This window comes from Pseudomonas graminis, assembly GCF_013201545.1.
Classification (GTDB): domain Bacteria; phylum Pseudomonadota; class Gammaproteobacteria; order Pseudomonadales; family Pseudomonadaceae; genus Aquipseudomonas.
On record NZ_CP053746.1, the window covers coordinates 2,977,777 to 2,999,205 of the forward strand.

General features: G+C 61.6%; 13 protein-coding genes and 2 tRNA genes. 9 read left to right on the forward strand and 6 right to left on the reverse strand.

Going from position 1 to position 21,429, the window contains the following annotated elements; translation table 11 throughout:
• Positions 1 to 11: 11 nt before the first annotated feature.
• Positions 12 to 1,085 carry a DUF748 domain-containing protein gene (locus FX982_RS13430; RefSeq protein ID WP_172611116.1) on the reverse strand — a complete coding sequence of 358 codons (1,074 nt, stop codon included), beginning with the start codon at positions 1,083 to 1,085 and terminating at the stop codon, positions 12 to 14.
• Positions 1,086 to 1,211: 126 nt separating this feature from the next.
• On the opposite strand from FX982_RS13430, the gene cysK reads away from it, so the two are divergent.
• The 5 genes from cysK (at position 1,212) to FX982_RS13455 (ending at position 7,029) form a co-directional block, all read left to right on the forward strand.
• A complete protein-coding gene (gene cysK / locus FX982_RS13435; protein WP_172611117.1) occupies positions 1,212 to 2,186 on the forward strand; it encodes a cysteine synthase A in 975 nt (324 codons plus the stop codon).
• Between the two features lie 158 nt (positions 2,187 to 2,344).
• Entirely contained in the window at positions 2,345 to 3,283 is a 939-nt protein-coding gene (locus FX982_RS13440) for an aspartyl/asparaginyl beta-hydroxylase domain-containing protein (protein WP_122537467.1), read from the forward strand.
• 209 nt (positions 3,284 to 3,492) lie between these two features.
• Positions 3,493 to 4,350, forward strand: coding sequence for a glyoxalase (locus tag FX982_RS13445; RefSeq protein WP_172613052.1), 858 nt, complete (start codon positions 3,493 to 3,495; stop codon positions 4,348 to 4,350).
• 3 nt (positions 4,351 to 4,353) lie between these two features.
• A complete protein-coding gene (locus FX982_RS13450) occupies positions 4,354 to 5,763 on the forward strand; it encodes an alginate export family protein (RefSeq protein WP_172611119.1) in 1,410 nt (469 codons plus the stop codon).
• A 411-nt stretch (positions 5,764 to 6,174) separates the two neighbouring features.
• Complete coding sequence (locus tag FX982_RS13455) at positions 6,175 to 7,029, forward strand: DMT family transporter (RefSeq protein ID WP_172611120.1); 855 nt, start codon at positions 6,175 to 6,177, stop codon at positions 7,027 to 7,029.
• 855 nt (positions 7,030 to 7,884) lie between these two features.
• Here the strand turns inward: FX982_RS13455 and FX982_RS13460 are convergent.
• A complete protein-coding gene (locus FX982_RS13460) occupies positions 7,885 to 11,358 on the reverse strand; it encodes a hybrid sensor histidine kinase/response regulator (protein WP_172611122.1) in 3,474 nt (1,157 codons plus the stop codon).
• 248 nt (positions 11,359 to 11,606) lie between these two features.
• On the opposite strand from FX982_RS13460, the gene FX982_RS13465 reads away from it, so the two are divergent.
• Together FX982_RS13465 and FX982_RS13470 are read left to right on the forward strand one after the other, a co-directional pair.
• Positions 11,607 to 12,749 carry a TDT family transporter gene (locus tag FX982_RS13465; RefSeq protein ID WP_172611124.1) on the forward strand — a complete coding sequence of 381 codons (1,143 nt, stop codon included), beginning with the start codon at positions 11,607 to 11,609 and terminating at the stop codon, positions 12,747 to 12,749.
• Positions 12,750 to 12,891: 142 nt separating this feature from the next.
• Positions 12,892 to 14,763, forward strand: a complete 1,872-nt coding sequence (locus FX982_RS13470) for an MFS transporter (RefSeq protein ID WP_172611126.1) — start codon at positions 12,892 to 12,894, stop codon at positions 14,761 to 14,763.
• A gap of 236 nt (positions 14,764 to 14,999) precedes the next feature.
• Here FX982_RS13470 and FX982_RS13475 read toward each other — a convergent pair whose 3' ends face one another.
• Together FX982_RS13475 and rdgC are read right to left on the reverse strand one after the other, a co-directional pair.
• Positions 15,000 to 15,962: a bile acid:sodium symporter family protein gene (locus FX982_RS13475; protein WP_172611129.1), complete on the reverse strand. Its 963-nt coding sequence runs from the start codon at positions 15,960 to 15,962 to the stop codon at positions 15,000 to 15,002.
• A 143-nt stretch (positions 15,963 to 16,105) separates the two neighbouring features.
• Positions 16,106 to 17,026: a recombination-associated protein RdgC gene (gene rdgC / locus FX982_RS13480; RefSeq protein ID WP_065986824.1), complete on the reverse strand. Its 921-nt coding sequence runs from the start codon at positions 17,024 to 17,026 to the stop codon at positions 16,106 to 16,108.
• Between the two features lie 159 nt (positions 17,027 to 17,185).
• Between rdgC and FX982_RS13485 the strand changes: the two genes are divergently transcribed.
• Positions 17,186 to 17,261, forward strand: a tRNA-Val gene (locus tag FX982_RS13485).
• A 19-nt stretch (positions 17,262 to 17,280) separates the two neighbouring features.
• Positions 17,281 to 17,357 (forward strand) — tRNA-Asp (locus FX982_RS13490).
• A 614-nt stretch (positions 17,358 to 17,971) separates the two neighbouring features.
• Here the strand turns inward: FX982_RS13490 and nirD are convergent.
• Positions 17,972 to 18,349, reverse strand: coding sequence for a nitrite reductase small subunit NirD (gene nirD, locus FX982_RS13495; RefSeq protein ID WP_172611130.1), 378 nt, complete (start codon positions 18,347 to 18,349; stop codon positions 17,972 to 17,974).
• Complete coding sequence (nirB, locus tag FX982_RS13500; RefSeq protein ID WP_172611132.1) at positions 18,346 to 20,907, reverse strand: nitrite reductase large subunit NirB; 2,562 nt, start codon at positions 20,905 to 20,907, stop codon at positions 18,346 to 18,348. The genes nirD and nirB overlap by 4 nt, the downstream gene beginning before the upstream one ends.
• Positions 20,908 to 21,429: the final 522 nt, after the last annotated feature.

Genomic DNA, 21,429 nt, shown 5'->3' on the forward strand with positions numbered 1-21,429 from the left:
GAGCGACAGGCTTACTTCGCCTCGCTCTTGCCACTGTCATAGCGCGTGTTGAACGCCTTCACGAAGGCATTGCGCAGGATCTGCAAAAACGCCTCGAACGCATTGATGTCCTGCTTGTGAACACTGCCGCTAAGTTCGACGCGGGTCGCGAACTGGTTCTTGCCTTGATTCTTGAGGACCGTTTCGCCGCCGCCGACCACGGCTTCCCAGATCGAGCGGAAGAAGCCTTTGTTCTGATTCTCGACATCCTGTTGCCAGTCGAATACATCGACGTTACGCAGCAGGGGCTTTATGTAGCCGCTGAGCTGGCCATTGGTGGCCTGCGCTTCGACGACCACATCGCCGTCGCCCGCGTTGAAGTCGAATTTACCGTACGCCGAGGCGAAGTCGTTCAGGCGCTTGAGCTGGATACCGGTCGCGCGCAGCTTGAAGTCAAAGTCCTCCAGGCTGAACGGGTCGAAGGTTGCAGTGCTTTCCAGCGGCGCGTGCCCCAGCAGCATGGCCTTGCCCTCGAAACGGGCATCACGCTTGCCGGCCTTGTCTTCGACGTTGGTCAGGTTATAGATGCTGGCGTTGATGTTATCGGCATCGATTTTCACTTTCGGCGTCGAGTTGAAATTGCTGAAGGTAATCTTGCCGTCCTGAATGCGCAGCTCGTTGAGGGTGATCGGCAGCAGCTTGTCCAGCTGAGCGCGCCAGTCAGTGCCCGCACCGGTCTGGGACTGGCGCTTGTCCGGGCCACCGTCGACGAAGTTGAGTTCGGGGCTGACGAACGCGACCTCGGCGACCACGGCATGGTCGTACCAGAGCGAATGCCAGCTGACAGCGAGGTCGATGACCGGGGCATCCAGCAGCGGCACCGGGACCTTGCCGTCGACCTTGACGATTTTCAGACCGTTGATCCGGTACGCCCCGCGCCACAGGGCCAGGTCCACATCGGTGAGCTGACCGCGGTAGTCGCCCATGTCTGCCAGCTTGTCATTGAGATAATTGCGCACCACGTACGGCAGCGCGATATGCACCGCGATGAGCAGCACCACCAGGCCAACAATTGTCCATAACGGCCAGCTGTAACGACGTTTCATGTTTCCACCCTCCAGTCACGTAGTTTTGTTGACTGCTGGCGATGTGATCGGTTCGCTTCGACTGGACGTTGCACCGGCTCAAGGCATAGGCTTTAAGCTTTTCCAAACCTGCACAAGGACCCGGTCATGAGCCGTATTTACGCAGATAACGCCCATTCCATCGGCAACACGCCACTGGTGCAGATCAATCGAATCGCGCCGCGCGGGGTCACCATCCTGGCCAAGATCGAGGGGCGTAATCCCGGGTATTCCGTCAAATGCCGGATCGGCGCGAACATGATCTGGGACGCCGAAAGCAGCGGCAGACTCAAACCCGGCATGACCATCGTTGAACCGACGTCCGGCAATACCGGCATCGGCCTGGCATTTGTCGCCGCTGCCCGTGGTTACAAGCTGACCCTGACCATGCCGGCCTCCATGAGTATAGAGCGGCGCAAGGTGCTCAAGGCCCTTGGCGCCGAACTGGTCCTGACCGAGCCAGCGCTGGGGATGAAAGGCTCCATCGCCAAAGCCGAGGAGCTGCTTGCCAGTGATCCCGACACGTACTTCATGCCGGCGCAGTTCGAGAACCCGGCCAACCCGGCCATTCACGAGAAGACCACCGGGCCGGAAATCTGGAACGACACCGACGGCGCCATCGACGTGCTGGTCGCGGGCGTCGGCACTGGCGGCACGATCACCGGCGTCTCGCGCTACATCAAGCACGCCATGGGCAAGCCGATCATTTCGGTAGCGGTCGAGCCTATGGGCTCGCCGATCATCACCCAGGCAATGGCCGGCGAAGAGATAAAACCCAGCCCCCACAAGATTCAGGGCATTGGCGCGGGTTTCATCCCGAAAAACCTCGATCTCTCGATTGTCGACCGCGTCGAACTGGTCAGTGATGAAGAGGCCAAGGCCATGGCCCTGCGTCTGATGCAGGAGGAGGGGATTCTCTGCGGTATTTCTTGCGGCGCGGCCATGCACGCAGCGGTGCGCCTGGCCGAGAAGCCGGAAATGCAGGGCAAGACCATCGTAGTGGTGCTGCCGGATTCGGGTGAACGTTACCTGTCGAGCATGCTCTTCAGCGACCTGTTTACTGAACGCGAGCTGACCCAATAGTCGTGTCCGCGGCCGCTTCGGCTTTTTACCCGGCGGACTAAAGCTTATGATGGCCGCCATTCGAAACCCGCCGGAAGATTGTCCCAGGTCATCCGGCAGCGGTTTCAGCAGCGTAAGCTTCGGGCCGCGCCGTTCGGCCCTGTTCCAAGGAGAGTTTCATGACCCTTTCTTTTGCTGTCAAAGCGGCGATTCTGCTGCTGTTTGTCGGCAGCACGCTGTACGTGCATCTGCGCGGCAAGGCGCGTTTGCCGGTATTGCGCCAGTTCGTGAATCACTCCGCGCTGTTCGCCCCCTACAACGCCTTGATGTACCTGTTCTCCAGCGTGCCGTCCAAGCCGTACCTGGACCGCAGCAAGTTTCCCGAGCTCGATGTGCTGCGCGACAACTGGGAAACCATTCGTGACGAAGCCATGCACCTGTTCGACGAAGGCTATATCCGTGCCGCCGCCAAGGACAACGACGCGGGTTTCGGGTCGTTCTTCAAGAAAGGCTGGAAGCGTTTTTACCTGAAGTGGTATGACAAACCGCTGCCATCGGCCGAGGCGTTGTGCCCCAAGACCGTCGAACTGGTCAGCCGTATTCCCAATGTCAAAGGCGCGATGTTCGCCCTGTTGCCCGGCGGCAGCCACCTGAATCCGCACCGCGACCCGTTCGCCGGCTCGCTGCGTTATCACCTGGGCTTGTCGACGCCGAACTCCGACGATTGCCGCATCTTCGTTGACGGTCAGGTGTACGCCTGGCGCGACGGTGACGACGTGATGTTCGACGAAACCTACGTGCACTGGGTCAAGAACGAAACCGACGTCACCCGCGTGATTCTGTTCTGCGACATCGAGCGGCCGCTGAGCAATCGCTTCATGACCGCCGTCAACCGTCGCGTCAGCGCATTTCTCGGTCGCGCCACCGCGCCGCAGAACACCGATGACGAGCGCGTCGGCGGGATCAATCAGGCTTATGCCTTCAGCAAGCGGTTCAGCAACAGCTTCAGCGGCAAGGTCAAGCAGTTCAAACGCGCCAACCCCAAGGCCTATCGCATCTTGCGTCCGGTGCTGGCAGTGCTCGTGCTGACGCTGCTGGGCTACTGGCTGTTCGGCTGAACGAACGGCTTTATCAAGCGCCGTTGCACCCTGTGCAGCGGCGCTTTTTTTATGCCTGGCACCAAGGCATAACCGGCAAATAGCACGTCTATTCAATCCTCTTCGGGCCAGTCGGCGGACCCTGCGTCCAGCCCTTTTACCCGGAGACGTTGTTCATGCGCGCCAGATTCCTGATGCTTTCCGCCACGCTGTTCGGCCTGGCCGGTCCGATGGCGGCCGTGGTTGCACCCACCGTTGCCTTTGCCCAGTCCGCCGCCGTGGCCGTTGCGCCGCAATACGACACCACCCATGTGTACGTGGCCCCAGCAGACGTGGACCGCTTCGTTCAGAGTTTTACCGCCACGTTTGGCGGACAGAGCACGCCGCAGGTGGTGGTCAACGTGTTGCCGGTGCCGAGCAGCACCACGTCCCAACTGATTCAGACCCCGGTCGGCACGGTTTCGCTGTTCGGTTTCAAGACCCCGATCCCGCGTCCATTTGGCGATGAGCGCAACGGCTATCTGGTCCAGGACATGGACCTGGCGATCAAAGAAGCGCGTCAGGCCGGCGCCGACGTCATCGTTTCGGACTTCCCGGACCCCATCGGTCGCGACGCCGTCGTGCAGTGGCCGGGTGGCGTGAACATGCAGCTTTACTGGCACACCAAAGTGCCGAGTTACGCGCCGTTCCAGACCATTCCCGAGAATCGCGTCTACGTGTCCAACGACCGGGCTGCCGCGTTCGTAAAAGCGTTTATCGCGTTCTCCCACGGCAAAGTTGTCAGCGACGAGAAGAAAGCGCCGGGCATCGAGATCGGTCGCGCCGATGCCACTTTCCACCGCATTCGCATCGAGTCCCCGTTCGGCAAGATGGTCGTGCTGGCCACCGACGGCCATCTGCCGTACCCGTTCGGCCACGAGAACACCGGCTATGAGGTTGGCAATCTGCAGGATACGTTGAGCAAAGCCAAGGCGGCTGGCGTGAACGTGCTCGTCGAGCCCTTTACCAGCGCAGGACGTACGGCGGCAGTTGTTGAGTTTCCGGGTGGCTACGTCGCTGAAATTCATCAGACCGCTGCGGCCGGTTGACCGATGGCGAGTGCTCGATTCGCCTCAGGTTTGAGTGGTGTATGCCTGGCCGTGGCGTTGCCGATGGTGAGTGCCCAAGTCAATGCCGATACGACTGAGTCAAGGCCGGCGATCAAGACCAATCGCTGGCAGGAGGATTGGTCGGTGCTCGCCAATCCGACCCTCAGGACGGCGCCGCTGGACAGCCTGAAGTACATCTCGCTGTCTTCGGACAACCCCCAGACGTACCTGTCGTTGGGCAGCACCCTGCGTGAACGTTTCGAGATGAACGACGCCAGCGCGTTCGGCACCCGCAATGTGGCCCGCGACAGGTATCTGCTGCAGCGCTTTCAGGTCCACGCCGATCTGCACTTCAACGAGAACTGGCGCGTGTTCACCCAGCTGGAGGACGTGCGCGCGTACGACAAAACCACGATTGGCGGCGCTGATCAGAACCGTACCGACCTGCGCCTGGCGTTTCTGGAATACACCAAAAAGCTGGGGGACAACACGTTCAAGGCGCGGGTCGGGCGGCAGGATTTCGCCTTCGATTTGCAGCGTTTTATTTCTTCCCGCGACGGGCCGAACGTGCGCCAGTCGTTCGATGCGTTGTGGGCGGACTGGGAGACCGGCTTGTGGCGCTTCATCGCGATTGCCAGTCGACCGGTGCAGTATCAGGACGAGCGCCACTTCGACGATCGCTCCAACCACGAGTTTCGCTTTCACATGCTGCGCGCCGAGCGGTTGGTGGGCGGCAGTAACGAGCTGTCGGCTTACGTCGGGCTGTATGAACGCGACGACGCCAGTTACCTCGATGCCAGCGGCGCTGAGCACCGGAATATCTTTGACGCACGGCTCGGCGGCGCGGCCGATGGCTACGACTGGGACCTGGAGGCGATGGGGCAGACCGGCTCGGTCGGCGCCAAAAGCATTCGTGCCTGGGCAGCGGGCAGTCGCGTGGGCTACACGTTTGCCGACATCAGTTGGACGCCGCGGTTGGGCCTGCAACTGGACGCGGCCTCGGGCGACCGTAACAACGGTGATGGCACGCTGGGCACCTTCAATCCGCTGTTCCCCAACGGCTATTACTTTTCGCTGGGCGGCTACACCGGCTACGCCAACATCCTGCACGTCAAACCGTCGATTACCATCAAGCCCATCGCCAAGCTGAGCATTCAGACGGCGCTCGGCCTGCAATGGCGGGAAACGACTGAAGATGCCGTTTACGTGCAACCCAACATAGCAGTGGCCGGAACCGCGGGGCAGGGCAGTCGCTGGACCGGCGCCTATGGGCAGGTGCGCACGGACTACGCGTTCACCGGCAATCTGAGCGGCGCGATCGAAGCGGTGCACTACGACGTCGGCCAGTCAGTGCGCGATGCCGGCGGGCACGACAGCAACTACCTCGGCGTTGAGCTGAAGCTGTCCTGGTAGGGCTCTTTTGGTAGTAGCGCATCAGGGTCATTCACGACGTCGCGCTATGGCATTGCACGAGGCACCGATCGCTGGTTATAGTCGGCCTCGTTGCCGTAACACCTGGCAACACCGAGTCACTCCTTCCAGAAGATGAGCACGATGCCTGCATTCAGCAAACGGTTCGCTTTTTCCGCCACGGCTTACGCTGTTGCGGAACCGTGCAGCTGCATGCAAGTCGCCGTCATCACGCACTACCCGCCACCCCCACCTGTGAACAGTCCTGTCGTGTGCGCCGTTGCACCGCCAAGGGTCGTTGTGCTCGGCTGATCGACTGCCTCAACGCTGTCGGTCCAGGCCTGCAAACGCCCGCAAAAAATCCGTGAATCCGGTTCGTGCCGGGTCCGATTTTGTCTGAATCACAGGTGACTCATGTTCGCTAACAAAGCTTTGGCCTCGATGGCCACAACGACGCTGTTTGTCCTGCTCTGGAGCAGCGGCGCGATCGTTTCCAAGTGGGGCCTGACCCACGCTTCACCCTTTGCGTTTCTGCTGTTTCGTTTCCTGCTGGCGCTTGTTGCGCTGGCGATCCTGATCCCTGCGTTGGGTTACAAGCTTCCCGCCACCCGCGCCTCGATGGGCTTCGCGTTGCTGACGGGCGCTGTGCTGCTGGGGGCGTATCAGATCTGCTACCTGTTGGCGCTGGACATGAAGGTCGCGCCCGGCGTCATGGCCACGATCATGGGCGTGCAACCGATTCTCACGGCCGTGCTGGTCGAACGCAGCCGCTCGGGGTCACGCCTGTTTGGCCTGAGTATGGGGCTGGTCGGCCTGGTGCTGGTGGTCTGGCAAGGCATCGGCGACGGCGGATCGCTGGCCGGCATGGCATTCGGCGTACTGGGCATGTTGAGCATGACCGGCGGCTCGATCATGCAGAAACGCATCACCGACAACCCCCTCGGCACGTTGCCGGTGCAGTACCTGGCGGGAACGGTAGTGTGCGCCGTCTTCGTGCCGTTTCAGCCTTTTCATTTCGAGCACAGCATCGGCTTCTACCTGCCGGTGCTGTATATGGGGCTGGTGGTGTCCGTGCTGGCGACGTTTCTGCTGTATCGCCTGATCGCCCAGGGCAATCTGGTCAACGTCACCAGCCTGTTTTACCTGGTGCCCGGCGTCACCGCGATCATGGATTACCTGATCTACGGCAACCGCCTCGCGCTGATGAGTTTGCTGGGGATGGTGCTGATCGTGGTGGGGTTGATGTTTGTGTTCAGGAAAGCTGAGTAGAGCCGTCCACTCCTGCGGCGAATGCTTCGGGCAATGCGGAAGAAAACTGTAGGAGTGAGCTTGCTCGCGATCTGGCGCGAAGCGGCAGCAGATTGGTGAATGCGGTGTGTCAGGCATTACCGGGGTGTCGGGTTAGACGACTGCTGCGCAGCCGATCGCGAGCAAGCTCACGCCTACATTGATCGTCGTCTGGCGCGGAATCTGCGCACGGTCAGGCACGATTTGTGGTCTGGGGCGAATTCTTTGGACGCTGCAAAAACTGTAAGAGTGAGCTTGCTCGCGATCTGGCGTGCAGCGGCAGCAGACCGGTGCACGCGGTGTGTCAGGCAGTACCGGGGTGTCAGGTTTGACGACTGCTGCGCAGCCGATCGCGAGCAAGCTCACTCCTACATTGATCGTCGTCTGGCGCGGAATCTGCGCACGGTCAGGCACGATTTGTGGTCTGGGGCGAATTCTTTGGACGCTGCAAAAACTGTAAGAGTGAGCTTGCTCGCGATCTGGCGTGCAGCGGCAGCAAACCGGTGCACGCGGTGTGTCAGGCAGTACCGGGGTGTCAGGTTTGACGACTGCTGCGCAGCCGATCGCGAGCAAACTCACTCCTACATTGATCGTCGTCTGACGCGGAATCTGCGCACGGTCAGGCACGATCTGTGGCCTGGGGCGAATTCTTTGGACGCTGCAAAAACTGTAAGAGTGAGCTTGCTCGCGATCTGGCGCGCAGCGGCAGCAAACCGGTGCATGCGGTGTGGCAGGCAGTACCGGGGTGTCAGGTTTGACGACTGCTGCGCAGCCGATCGCGAGCAAGCTCACGCCTACAGTGGGTCATCGTTCCCATCTTGACGACACCAGCCAGCCTCAACCCAGCCGCACATGCCGACTCAACAACGCTCGCAGGGCTGCGGGCTTCACCGGTTTGGCCAGGTATTCCAGGCCCGCGGCATGCACTTGGGCGATTAGCTCCGGGCGGCCGTCGGCGCTGATGACCACCCCGGGGACGGGCTCACCCAGCTGCGTACGCAGCCAAGCCATCAGTTCGGTGCCGATTTCGCCGTGGTCCAGGTGGTAATCCACCAACGCCAGGTGCGGGCGAATGCCGTCGTTGAGCAGGGCCTGGCATTCCTCGCGATTGCGCGCGGTCCAGACCTGACAACCCCAGCGGCTGAGCAGGCTATTCATGCCGATCAGAATGCTGTCTTCATTGTCGACGCACAGAATCTGCGTGCCGTTCAGCACGGCCCGCAAAGGCTCGCTCGGCGCAGCGGCCGGCATCGGCAATGCGGGCGCCAGCGGTACCGTAACGCTGAACACGCTGCCCCGGCCCGGCCATGAACGCACTTCCAGCGAATGACCGAGCACACGGCACAGACCATCGGCGATCGCCAGGCCCAATCCCAGCCCTTTCTCGGCGCGGGTCTGATGGCTGTCCAGCCGTTTGAATTCCTCGAAAATCACCTGCCGCTTGTCCTCGGGAATGCCCGGCCCACGGTCCCAGACCTCCAGGCTCAGCTGCCCGTTCCGGCGCCGCACCCCCAGCAGAATCGGCCCCTTGGCGTAACGAAACGCGTTGGTCAGGAAGTTCTGCAGCACCCGCCGCAGCAGTTTGGCATCGCTGGCCACGCGCAACGTGCTGCCGCGCACGCGGAAGTCCAGACCCTGCTCCTGGGCAAGGGCCTTGAATTCAGCGCCGAGGGTTTCAAACAGGTTATTCAGGGCGAACGGCGTGATGGTCGGCGTGAACTTGCCGCTCTCCAGGCGCGAAATATCCAGCAAGTCGCTGATCAGGTCTTCGGCCGAACGCAGGGAGCTGTCCAGGTGCTGGATCAGCTGCTTCGCTTCCGCCGGCACGTTGTCGTCGTTGTGCAACAAGGCGGCGGAGAACAAACGCGCCGCGTTCATGGGCTGCATCAGGTCGTGGCTGACGGCGGCGAGAAAGCGCGTTTTCGACTGATTGGCGGCTTCCGCATGGGCCTTGGCTTCGCTCAGCGCCGTGTTCAGCTGCGACAGCTCCCGCGTCCGTTCAGCCACGCGCTGTTCGAGGCTTTCATTGGCGCCCTTGAGAGCATGCTCGGCCTCGCGGAAGGCGGTGATGTCAGTGAAGCTCATCACGAAGCCTCCGCCGGGCATCGGGTTGCCGATCAGCTCAATCACCTGCCCATTGGGAAACAATCGCTCGGAGGTATGCGCGCGGCCCTGACGCATCCAGTGCAGCCGTCGGGCAACGTGCACCTCGGCCTCGCCGGGCCCGAGCAGGCCGCGCTCGGCGTTGTAGCGGATGATGTCGGCGATGGGCCGGCCCACGCTGATCAAGCCTTCCGGGTAGCTGAACAGCTCCAGATAGCGTGCGTTCCAGGCCACCAGCCGCAGGGACTGGTCCACCACACTGATGCCCTGGGTGATGTTCTCGATGGCGCCTTGCAACAGGGCGCGATTGAACTGCAGCACTTCGGAGGCTTCGTCGGCGATGCGCACCACATCTTCGAGCTGCATGTCGCGGCCTTCGATCGCCGCCTTGACCACCGCCCGTGTCGACGACGTGCCCAGCACCCCCGCCAGCAAGCGTTCGGTGTGGGCGATCCATTCGCCGGTGGCGTTCTGGTTGGGATTGAAGCCTTTGCCCTGTCGGTAGGCGAAGCGGATGAAGCTTTGTTGCGCTCGCTCTTCTCCGACAAAACGCGCCGAGAGCTTGAGCAAGTCTTCGATCTGCACTGCCAGCAGCGAGCGATTGTTAGGCCGCGCCTGCAATTCCTGACCGATGAAACGCCCCGCCTGCCAGTGTTCGGACACCCGCGTTCGCGACAGCAGCGAGACCCACACAAACAGCGCCAGGTTGCCCAGCATCGACAGGACCACACCCTGGGTCAGCGGGCTGATCGGTAGATTGAAGGGATTGCTGTGCAGCCACGCCAGCAGCGGAAAACTGCTCAGCGACCAGCCCATGCTGTGGGCAATGATCGGCAGCACCAGGGTGTAAAACCAGATGAACACCCCGGCCGCAAGCCCGGCAAACACCCCGCGCCGATTGGCCGGCTTCCAGTACAGCGCGCCAATCATCGCCGGCATCAACTGCGTGATGGCGGCGAAGGCGATCTGGCCGATGGTCGCCAGGCTCGCGGTCGATCCCAGCAACCGGTAGCTGACGTAGGCGAGCAACAGAATGACGACGATGCTGACCCGGCGCACCGAGAGCATCCAGTGGCGGAACACCTCAAACGGGCGCTCGGCGGTTTTGCGCCGCAGCAGCCATGGCAGCAGCATGTCGTTGGAGACCATGGTCGACAGCGCGACGCTGGCGACGATCACCATGCCGGTGGCCGCCGAGGCGCCCCCGATGAACGCCAGCATCGCCAGCGTCGGGTGGGCGTGGGCCAACGGCACGCTGATCACGAACGAGTCAGGCAGCACCGAGGCCGGCAGCAGCATCTGCCCGGCCAGCGCAATCGGCACCACGAACACCGCCGCCAGCACCAAGTATGCCGGGAACACCCATTTGGCCAGGCGCAGATCCTGAGGCTCGATGTTCTCCACCACGGTGACGTGAAATTGCCGGGGCAGGCAGATGATCGCCATCATGGCGACGCCGGTCTGCACCACCATCGACGGCCAGTTGACCGTTTCCTTCCAGTATTCCTCCAGGCGCGGCGCGAGCATGGCCTGGTTGAACAGGTCATCCACGCCGTCGTACAGGCCAAAGGTCACGAACGCCCCGACGGCCATGAAGGCGAACAGCTTGACCAGCGACTCGAACGCAATCGCCAGGACCATGCCGCGGTGGTGCTCGGTGGCGTCGAGGTTGCGGGTGCCGAAGACGATGGTGAACAGCGCCAGCACCAGCGAGACGATCAGCGCGGTGTCCTGGGCGCGGGTCCCGGTGGCGTCGGCGCCGGCACCAATCAAGATGTTTACTCCCAGCACGATGCCTTTGAGCTGCAGCGCGATGTAGGGCAGCACGCCGATCAGGCAGATCAGCGCGACCACGACGGCGAGGGTTTGCGACTTGCCGTAGCGGGCGGCGATGAAGTCGGCGATGGACGTGATGTTTTCCTGTTTGCTGATCAGCACCATTTTCTGCAGCACCCAGGGCGCCAGAAGCAACAGCAGGATCGGCCCGAGGTAGATCGGCAGAAACGACCACAGTTGCTCGGCAGCCTGGCCGACAGAGCCGAAAAACGTCCAACTGGTGCAGTACACCGCCAGCGACAGGCTGTACACCCAGGCGCGCAGGCGCGGCGGCAGCGGTTTGCTGCGACGGTCACCGTAAAAGGCGATGGCGAACATGATGGCCATATAGGCCAGGGCGACCGCAGCGATCAACCCGCTGGACAGCGACATGGGAACTCCAGAGACAAGCGGCGAGCGGTTTCGGTGGCGATCCCTCGCCGGCCGGACAGTCTCGCACGCCGCGTGGGGTTCGTCTGTTTCGACCATGGTCTGAGCGGCGCGGTGTCGCAGGGCCGCGATGAATCCCATGATCGGTGCATATCGGGTAAATCTATGACCCATAGCTAAATTACCCGCTTAGTCGATATCAACTGCCGTCCTACTATGGGTACCACCTCACACGAGGACAGGAGCCCGCCATGACCCACGCCATGTTCTTCCCGCAAAGACCCTTCAGCCAACTGAGCCACCCTCGGGAAGTGATCCGCCAATTCACCCCCAACTGGTTCGCCGCGACCATGGGCACCGGCATTCTTTCGGCGGTGCTGGTGCAGCTTCCGGTGGCCGTGTCCGGTCTGTTCCAGCTCGCCGAAGCCTTGTGGCTGCTCAACATCGTGTTGTTCCTGACCTTCAGCGCCCTCTATATCGCTCGCTGGGTGATGTTTTTCGACGAGGCGCGGCGGGTGTTCGGGCATTCCACGGTGTCGATGTTTTTCGGCACGATTCCCATGGGCCTGGCGACGCTCATTAACGGGTTGCTGACTTTCGGCCTGCCACGCTGGGGCGACGCCGTGTTGCCGCTTGCCGAACTGTTGTGGTGGCTGGACGTGGCGATGTCCCTGGCCTGCGGCGTGCTCATCCCGTTTTTGATGTTCACCCGCCAGGAACACCGCATCGACCAGATGACCGCCGTCTGGCTCTTGCCGCTGGTGGCCTGCGAAGTGGCAGCGGTGAGCGGCGGACTGCTGGCGCCGCATCTGGCTGACAGCCACAGCCAAATCGGCGTGCTCATCACCAGTTACGTGCTGTGGGCGATGTCGGTGCCGGTGGCCTTCAGCATTCTGACCATCCTGTTGCTGCGCATGGCCCTGCACAAATTGCCCCACGAAAGCATGGCTGCTTCGAGCTGGCTGGCCCTCGGACCGATCAGCTCCGGGGCATTCGGCCTGATCGTGCTGGGCGCAGACTCTCCGCTGATCTTTAACGCCAACGGCCTGCCCGGCGTCGGCGAAATCGCCTCGGGCCTTGGCCTGATCGGCGGCGTGATTTTATGGGGTGTCGGCGTGTGGTGGTGCCTGATGGCGCTGCTGATTACTGCGCGTTACCTGCGTAACGGCATCCCGTTCAATCTGGGCTGGTGGGGTTTTACCTTTCCGCTGGGCGTGTTCGCGCTGACCACCCTGAAGCTGGGCGCGCTGCTTCATCTCGGGTTCTTCGCGGTGCTCGGCAGCGTGCTGGTCGCCGCACTGACTGTCCTGTGGCTGGTGATCATGAAGCGCACCGTGAGCGGGGCCTATAAGGGCGACCTGTTCGTTTCGCCGTGCATCGCGGGCCTACGCTAGATAACGCTCGCTCGCTCTAACGGGCTATGCGTTCGAGCGGGTGCTCGACTTTGCCGCCGGTGTCGTCTTCAATGTGGCCCGGAACCGCCATTCGGCGTTCCCATCCGAAAGCCGGCACCGGCGCCACTCAGGACCAGGGAAGATGAGTCAGTCGCAGTTCAGTTTGTTGGGTAAGCGGCGTTTTCTGCCGTTTTTCGTGACCCAGTCCCTCGGGGCGTTCAACGACAACATCTTCAAGCAGTCGCTGATCCTCGCCATTCTCTACAAGCTGAGCATCGACGGGGACCGGTCCATCTACGTCAACCTCTGCGCCTTGCTGTTCATCCTGCCGTTCTTTCTGTTCTCGGCGCTGGCCGGGCAGTTCGGCGAGAAGTACCCCAAGGACAAACTGATCCGCATGATCAAGGTCCTGGAGATCGTGATCATGGTCGTGGGAGCAATCGGATTTCTCTTCAATCACCTGTCGCTGATGCTGGCCGCGCTGTTCGCCATGGGCACCCACTCGGCGTTGTTCGGGCCGGTGAAGTACTCGATCCTGCCGCAGCACCTGCATGAGAACGAACTGGTGGGCGGTAACGGTCTGGTGGAAATGGGCACGTTTCTGGCGATCCTGGCCGGCACCATAGGCGCCGGGGTGATGATGTCGGCGACCCACTACGCGCCCATCGTGGCGGCAGCGATGGTTTCGGTGGCGTGCCTGGGTTATCTCGCCAGCCGGGGCATTCCGCCGGCAGCCGCCGCTTCGCCGGACATGCGCCTGAACTGGAACATCTTCAGCGAATCCTGGGCCACCCTGAAACTCGGCCTGGGGCAGACCAAAGCGGTGTCGCGTTCCATCGTCGGCAACTCGTGGTTCTGGTTCGTCGGCGCGATTTACCTGACGCAGATTCCGGCCTACGCCAAGGACTTTCTGTACGGCGATGAAACCGTCGTCACCCTGATTCTGACCGTATTCTCCATCGGCATTGCCGCCGGCTCCATGCTCTGCGAACGACTGTCCGGGCGCAAAGTGGAAATTGGCCTGGTGCCGTTCGGCTCCATGGGTCTGACAGTTTTCGGCTTGTTGCTCTGGTGGCATTCCGGTGATTTCCCACAGGACGTGCAGGCCAACAACTGGCTGGCGATTCTGGGTTACGGGCAGGCGTGGTGGGTGTTGCTGGACATCCTTGGCATCGGCGTCTTTGGCGGCTTTTACATCGTGCCGCTGTACGCGCTGATCCAGTCGCGAACACCGGAGAAAGAGCGCTCGCGGGTCATTGCGTCCAACAACATCCTCAACGCGTTGTTCATGGTGGTCTCGGCGATTGTCTCGATCGTGCTGTTGAGCGTGGTGAAGCTGTCGATCCCGCAGCTGTTCCTTGTGGTGTCGCTGATGAACATCGCGGTCAACACCTACATCTTCAAGATCGTGCCCGAGTTCACCATGCGCTTCATGATCTGGCTGCTCAGCCATTCCATGTACCGCGTTGAGCATCGTGACCTCGACCTGATCCCCGATGAAGGCGCGGCGTTGCTGGTCTGCAACCATGTCTCGTTCGTCGATGCGCTGTTGATTGCAGGTTCTGTGCGCCGGCCGATCCGCTTCGTCATGTACTACAAGATCTTCAATCTGCCGGTGCTGAATTTTGTGTTCCGCACGGCCGGTGCGATCCCGATCGCCGGTATCAAGGAGGACAAGGCGGTGTTCGACAGAGCGTTTGAACGCATCGCTCATTACCTCAAGGAAGGCGAGCTGGTGTGCATCTTCCCGGAAGGAAAACTGACCACCGACGGCGAGATCGACACCTTTAAAAGCGGCATGACCCGGGTCTTGCAGGAGACTGACGTGCCGGTGATTCCGCTGGCATTACAGGGGTTGTGGGGAAGCTTTTTCAGCCGCGACCCGAATAAGGGTGTGTTCCGCAGACTGTGGTCCCGAGTGACCCTGGTGGCCGGGCCAGCGTTGACGGGTGAGCAATCGCAACCGGCGCGGGTGCGTGAGCGGGTGGCGGAGTTGCGGGGGGCGGTGCGTTAGCCGGAAGCCGGATGTTTCGAGCTATCGGAATACCTTGTGGGAGACTGCTGGTTGAGCTGCGACAGAGGACCTGTGGGAGTGAGCTTGCTCACGAAGAGGTTGGTACTTCCGCTAAACCTTCAGCGGTAGGAATATCGTCTTCGCGAGCAAGCTCGCTCCCACAGGGGCCGCATTTGCTGAACGACTCGTGGGCGACCGGGAATCTCCCACAAAGAGCAAGCCAGCTGCACGACTGATCAACCCACCACTGGCTTCTCTTCCGCAACCACCGCATCCGGCGTCATCTTCCGGAAGTACGTCGAAAGCAGCGCGCCGGAGATGTTGTGCCACACACTGAACAGCGCGCTTGGCACCGCCGCCAGTGGCGAAAAGTGCGCGGCGGCCAGGGCGGCGCCGAGGCCTGAGTTCTGCATGCCGACTTCCAGAGACAGCGATTTGCGCTGGGCCAGCGGCAGTTTGAACAGCTTGCCGGTGAAGTAACCCAGCAGAAAGCCGAAGCTGTTGTGCAGGATCACCACGGCCATGATCAACAGGCCCGATTCGGCGATCTTCGCCTGACTCGCCGCCACCACCGCACAGACGATCATCACGATACTCACCACCGACACCAGCGGCAGCACGTCGACGGCAAAACTCACCTTGGCGCCCAGCAGGCGCTGAGCGATGACGCCGAGCACGATCGGCAGCATCACTAGCTGCAGGATCGACCAGAACATTTCCATGAAGGACACCGGCAACCACGCCGACGCCAGCAGCCAGATCAGCGCCGGGGTCAGCAGCGGGGCGAGAAGGGTGGTGACGGCGGCGATGGCCACCGACAGCGCCAGATCGCCTTTCGCCAGCCAGGTCATGACATTGGACGAGGTGCCGCTCGGGCAGCAGCCCACCAGAATCACCCCCACGGCGATTTCTGGCGGCAGGTGAAACAGCTGGCAAAGCAGCCAGGCCACGCCGGGCATGATCACGAAGTGCGCGACCACACCCAGAGCCACGCGCCAGGGATGGCGCACGACTTCAGAAAAATCATCGAGCTTGAGGGTCAGGCCCATGCCGAACATCACCAGTCCGAGCAACGGCACGATGTACGACTTGAGGCCGATGAACCAGGACGGGAACAGGAACGCCAGCACGGCGAACAGCAGCACCCAGTACGCGAAGGTATTACCGACAAAACGACTCAACGCAGCCAGGGCGCGCATAGCCTGCTCCTTTTTATTTGTATGAAGTGGACGCGGAAACTGTAGGAGCCGGGTTGCTGGCGAACGCGGTGTATCAGCAACATTTAAGTGATCTGACGTGATGCGTTCGCCAGCAAGCCTTTTTCCTACAGAGAAAGGTGAAATCAGATCCCCTGTGGAATCTCTTCGCCGCCCAGTGCCTCCATCAATTGCGGCAGGAACTCGCCGAACGTCAGCATCATCAGGGTGAAGCTGGCGTCCTGCTGACCCAGCGCATCGTCGCCGCCGTTCTGCTCGGCTTCATCCTGCAGCAGGTCTTCGAACTTCAGGCGTTTGATGCCGAGCTTGTCGTCCAGCACGAACGACAGCTTGTCCTGCCACGCCAGCGACAGCTGAGTGACGACTTTGCCGGTGCTCAGGTGCAGCTGGATTTCGTCGCTGGTCAGGTCCTGACGTTTGCACTTCACAACGCCGCCGTCTTCGTGGGTGTCGCGCAGTTCGCATTCGTCCAGCACAAAGAAGTGCTCGGCGGTTTCGCCGGTCTTGACCCATTCGGTCATCACGGCGGTTGGCGCTGTTTTGACGGTGACGGGGCGGACGGGCAGCGAGCCCACCACTTCACGCAGGGTCGACAGCAGGTCTTCGGCGCGCTTCGGGCTGGAAGCGTTGACCAGAATCACGCCTTGCTTGGGGGCGATGGCAGCGAAGGTCGCCGAGCGACGGATAAAGGCGCGGGGCAGGAAGGCCTGGATGATTTCATCCTTGAGCTGGTCGCGTTCCTTCTTGTAGACCTTGCGCATCTGCTCGGTCTCGATCTCTTCGACTTTCTCTTTCAATGCATCGTTGACCACGCTGCCGGGCAGGATGCGTTCCTCCTTGCGCGCCGAGATCAGCATGAAATCACCGCTGACGTGCACCAGTGGCGCGTCTTCGCCCTTGCCGAACGGGGCGATGAAACCGTAAGTGGTCAACTCCTGGCTGGCACAGGCACGTGCAGGCTTGGTCGCCAACGCGGTTTCCAGCGCCTCGGCGTCAAATGGCAGGTCCTGGGTCAGGCGATAGACAAGCAGGTTTTTGAACCACATGGGGTACATCTCTCCTTTATACAAAGGGGGGCATTATTCGCTGCTGCGACCCTGCGGCCAACCCTGATGTAAGCCTTTGGAAGGATTATAAAATTTATTTCAAAAAGTGCTTGCCAGCTTTTTGATCGCTCCGTAGAATGCGCGCCACACCGAAGCGAAGGGTGATTAGCTCAGCTGGGAGAGCGTCTGCCTTACAAGCAGAATGTCGGCGGTTCGATCCCGTCATCACCCACCATTCGTTTCAAGTGTTACGCGCAGCGGTAGTTCAGTCGGTTAGAATACCGGCCTGTCACGCCGGGGGTCGCGGGTTCGAGTCCCGTCCGCTGCGCCATATTGAGTTACGAGGCCCTTGAACTCCTCGTAACGACAAAGAGAGCGACCTTCGGGTCGCTTTTTTTGTGCCCGGGATTTGGTGAGTGCCCGCAGGACGCAGAGCGTCCGGGCTGCGTTACCACGCGGAGCGTGGGAACGATCAGGTTCACCCCGAGAATCTGGAATCGCTCACACCGACCTCTTCCCGGCTAAAGCCGGTCCCACTAAAAGCGGCGCGTGCATCCAGCAGAAGTGGCGTCGATCCCGGCTGTAGGACCGGCTTCAGCCGGGAAGCTGTTGATCTGCTTGTGATCTGCTTTTGATCTTCCTACACAAAAGGCTCAGTCACCGCCAATCGCGACTTGGGTGCAGGCTGAACGCAGGTCTCGCGCAGTGGGCCGAGCCGCATGGATGCGGCGAGAGCGCCGTCAGGACATGGATGTCCGTTCGGCGCGGGCCCACGGAGCGAGGCCGGAGTGAAGGAACCCGACGAAGTCGGGCCCAACCGAGAGCAGGCACCCTTGGTTACTTGGGGTGCTTTTCCAAGTAACTCGCCGAAGGCGAAACAGTCTGCCGTTAGGCAGACGCCCTGGATCTTTCTAAGCCACGCCGCGGATCCAGACTCCAGCGAACTTATCCGACATTTACCTCGACCACATCGCCCACCAGCCGCACCGGCCAAGTCCGCAGCCGCAACGCCGCATCCTCCAGACACGTACCGTCCTTGAGTCGGTAATGCTGCTTATATAAAGGCGAAGCGATCACAAGATCCCCGCCCAAACTGCCGATCAACCCCCGACCAATCACATTCACCCCCGTGACCGGATCACGATTGTCCATCGCAAACACCTGCGGCGCGCCACCAATGGACGCCACATAAAACAACGCCACCTGCGCAGTGCCCACCAACGCAACCACGCCGGAATTCAGCACCAGATCCTCACGCGCACACACCGCGCGCCACACCTGAGTCTTCGGCATCTCCATTACTGCAGCATTGGCCTGGCTCATCGTGCAACCTCCACAGCGGCAATCAGATTCAGCTCTTCAGCGCGAGCCGGACGACGCTGGCTGCGCTCCTTGACGAAATGAATGTCCGGGTCAGCGGCCTTGTCATTGACGAACGTGCGGAAGCGCTTGAGTTTCTCCGGGCTCTTCAGCGCGTTCGCCCACTCGCATTCATAACGGTCGACCACCAACTGCATCTGCGCCTCCAGTTCGGCAGCGAGCCCAAGGCTGTCCTCGACCACCACCGCTTTCAAAAAATCCAGCCCGCCTTCAAGGGACTCGCGCCAGACCGACGTCCGCTGCAACTTGTCAGCGGTGCGGATGTAAAACATCAGCACCCGGTCGATGTAGCGAATCAGCGTCTCGTCGTCCAGATCGGTGGCGAACAGCTCGGCGTGGCGCGGGCGCATGCCACCGTTGCCGCACACGTACAGATTCCAGCCGTTCTCCGTGGCGATCACGCCGATGTCCTTGCTCTGGGCTTCGGCGCATTCGCGGGTGCAGCCGGACACCGCGAACTTCAGCTTGTGCGGCGAGCGCAGGCCTTTGTAGCGGTCCTCGATGTTGAGCGCCATTTGTACACTGTCCTGAACGCCGTAACGGCACCAGGTGCTGCCGACACAGGACTTCACCGTCCGTGTCGATTTGCCGTAGGCATGGCCGGTCTCGAATCCGGCAGCGATCAGCTCGGCCCAGATGTCCGGCAGCTCGTGCAACTGCGCGCCGAACAGGTCAATGCGCTGGCCGCCGGTGATCTTGGTGTACAGGTCGTATTTCTTCGCGACCGCGCCGATAGCGATCAAGCCGTCCGCGGTGATTTCACCCGCCGGGATGCGCGGCACCACGGAGTACGTGCCGTTCTTCTGCATGTTGGCCATGAAGGTGTCGTTGGTGTCCTGCAGCGGCACCAGCGACGGGTCCATGATCGGCCGGTTCCAGCACGAGGCGAGGATCGAGCCGACGGTGGGTTTGCAGATGTCGCAACCCAGATGACCTTTGCCGTGGCGGGCAAGCATCTCGTCAAAGCTTTCAATGTTTTCAACGCGGGCGAAGGCGTACAGCTCCTGACGCGTGAACGCGAAGTGCTCGCACAGGCTTTTATCGACGGTGACGCCGCGGGCAATCAGTTCGTGCTCGAACACGCTTTTCAGCAGCGCTGCACAACCGCCGCAACCGGTGGCCGCCTTGGTGCAGGCCTTGAGCCCGGCGAGGTCCGTGCAGCCGCCGTCGATGGCCGAACAGATCGACGCCTTGCTCACGTTGTGGCATGAGCAAACGGTTGCCGTGGCGGGCAGGGCGTCAGCGCCAAGGGTCGGCGCGCCGTCGCTGTGGGGCAGGATCAGGCTCGAAGGATCGGCGGGCAGCTTGATGCCGTTCTGTGCGTATTGCAGCAAGGTGTCGTAATAACTGTTGTCGCCCACCAGCACGGCGCCGAGCACTTTTTTGCCATCGGCGGACACCACCAGGCGGCGATAACTGCCGGTGGCCTCATCGATATACCGGTAACTGCGCGCGCCCGTCAGCGCGCCATGGGCATCGCCAATGGAACCGACGTCGACGCCGAGCAGTTTGAGTTTGGTCGACATGTCCGCCCCGAAGAACGGCTCGGCGTCCAGATCGCACAATTGCGCCGCGACGTTGCGGGCCATTTGATAACCCGGCGCGACGAGGCCGAAAACGCTGCCGTTCCAGGCCGCGCACTCGCCGATGGCGAAAATGTCGGCGTCACTGGTGCGGCAATGTTCGTCGATGGCGATGCCGCCGCGCGGGCCCAGCGCCAGCTCACACTGACGGGCGAGGGCGTCTTGCGGACGAATGCCGGCGGAGAAAACGATCAGGTCGGTTTCGAGGAATTCATCGCCGGCAAAATTCATCCGGTAGCGGTATTCCGCACCCGCGCTGATGGATTGCGTCGCGCGAGACAGATGCACGCCAACCCCCAGCGCTTCGATGCGCGCCTTCAGGGCGGCGCCGCCGTGATCGTCCAGCTGAACCGGCATCAGGCGCGGCGCGAATTCCACCACGTGGGCTTCCAGTCCCAGTGACTTCAGCGCGTTGGCCGCTTCCAGTCCCAGCAGCCCGCCGCCGACCACCACACCGCGTTTCGCCTGACTGGCCGCGGCGCGAATGGTGTCGAGGTCATCCAGCGTGCGGTAGACCAGTCGCGAATGGCCTTCAGCGCCTTCGATGGGCGGCACGAAAGGGTAGGAACCCGTCGCCAGCACCAGTTTGTCGTAACTGAAGTGGCCCTTGGCGGTCACCACTTCGCGCCGCGCCCGGTCGATTTCCAGCACCGGCACACCCAGGTGCAGCGCAAGCCCGGTCTGCTCATATAAAGAAGCAGCGCTCATCGCCAGTGACTCGGCGTCGCGACCGCCAAAGTATTCGGACAGATGCACGCGGTCGTAGGCGCGCTGGCCTTCCTCACCGAACACATGAATGCGGTAGCGCTCAAGGGCGCCGGCGGCGATCAGCTGCTCGACGCAGTGGTGACCCACCATGCCGTTGCCGATGACGATCAGGGTTTGGACGTCGTTGAGTGGGGCGACTGTGGTGTTCATATCGAGTCCCGGCCAAGGCCAATCAGGTTTTTCGAGAGCAAAAAAAAAGGCGCCCGGAACCTCTCGGTTCCAGGCGCCTTTGCCTGTTCTTTTAAGGGTTGCCGCCCGACCACAGTGTCGACGCCAACCTGGTGAGCCCGATGCCGCGAACGGCTGGCGGTCCGCGTTGACCGGCCAGGGCTGCCAACCGTGTGTTCAGGCTGGACTTGATAAGACGTAGCAATGGCTGTGCCAGTGGAGAATGTCCAGGTGTCGGACGCCTTTCGTCCCCGCCAGACGCGAAGGTTTGACGGGCCATAAGCGTGATCGTCATTCGATCTCATCGCCCTTGATAGCGAACGGTGCCGGCTCGAAAAGGGTGCGATTTACCCTGGTGCGCCCCACTGTGAAGCTCAGCGTCCAGTCATCACATCAGTGAAATCCACTGAAAACCTCCGCTGCACGTCTTCCAGCCAGGCTGGCCTGTCGTTTGCAACACCGTGTCCACAGGCAATCAACGCCGATTGCCATATTCACGACAAA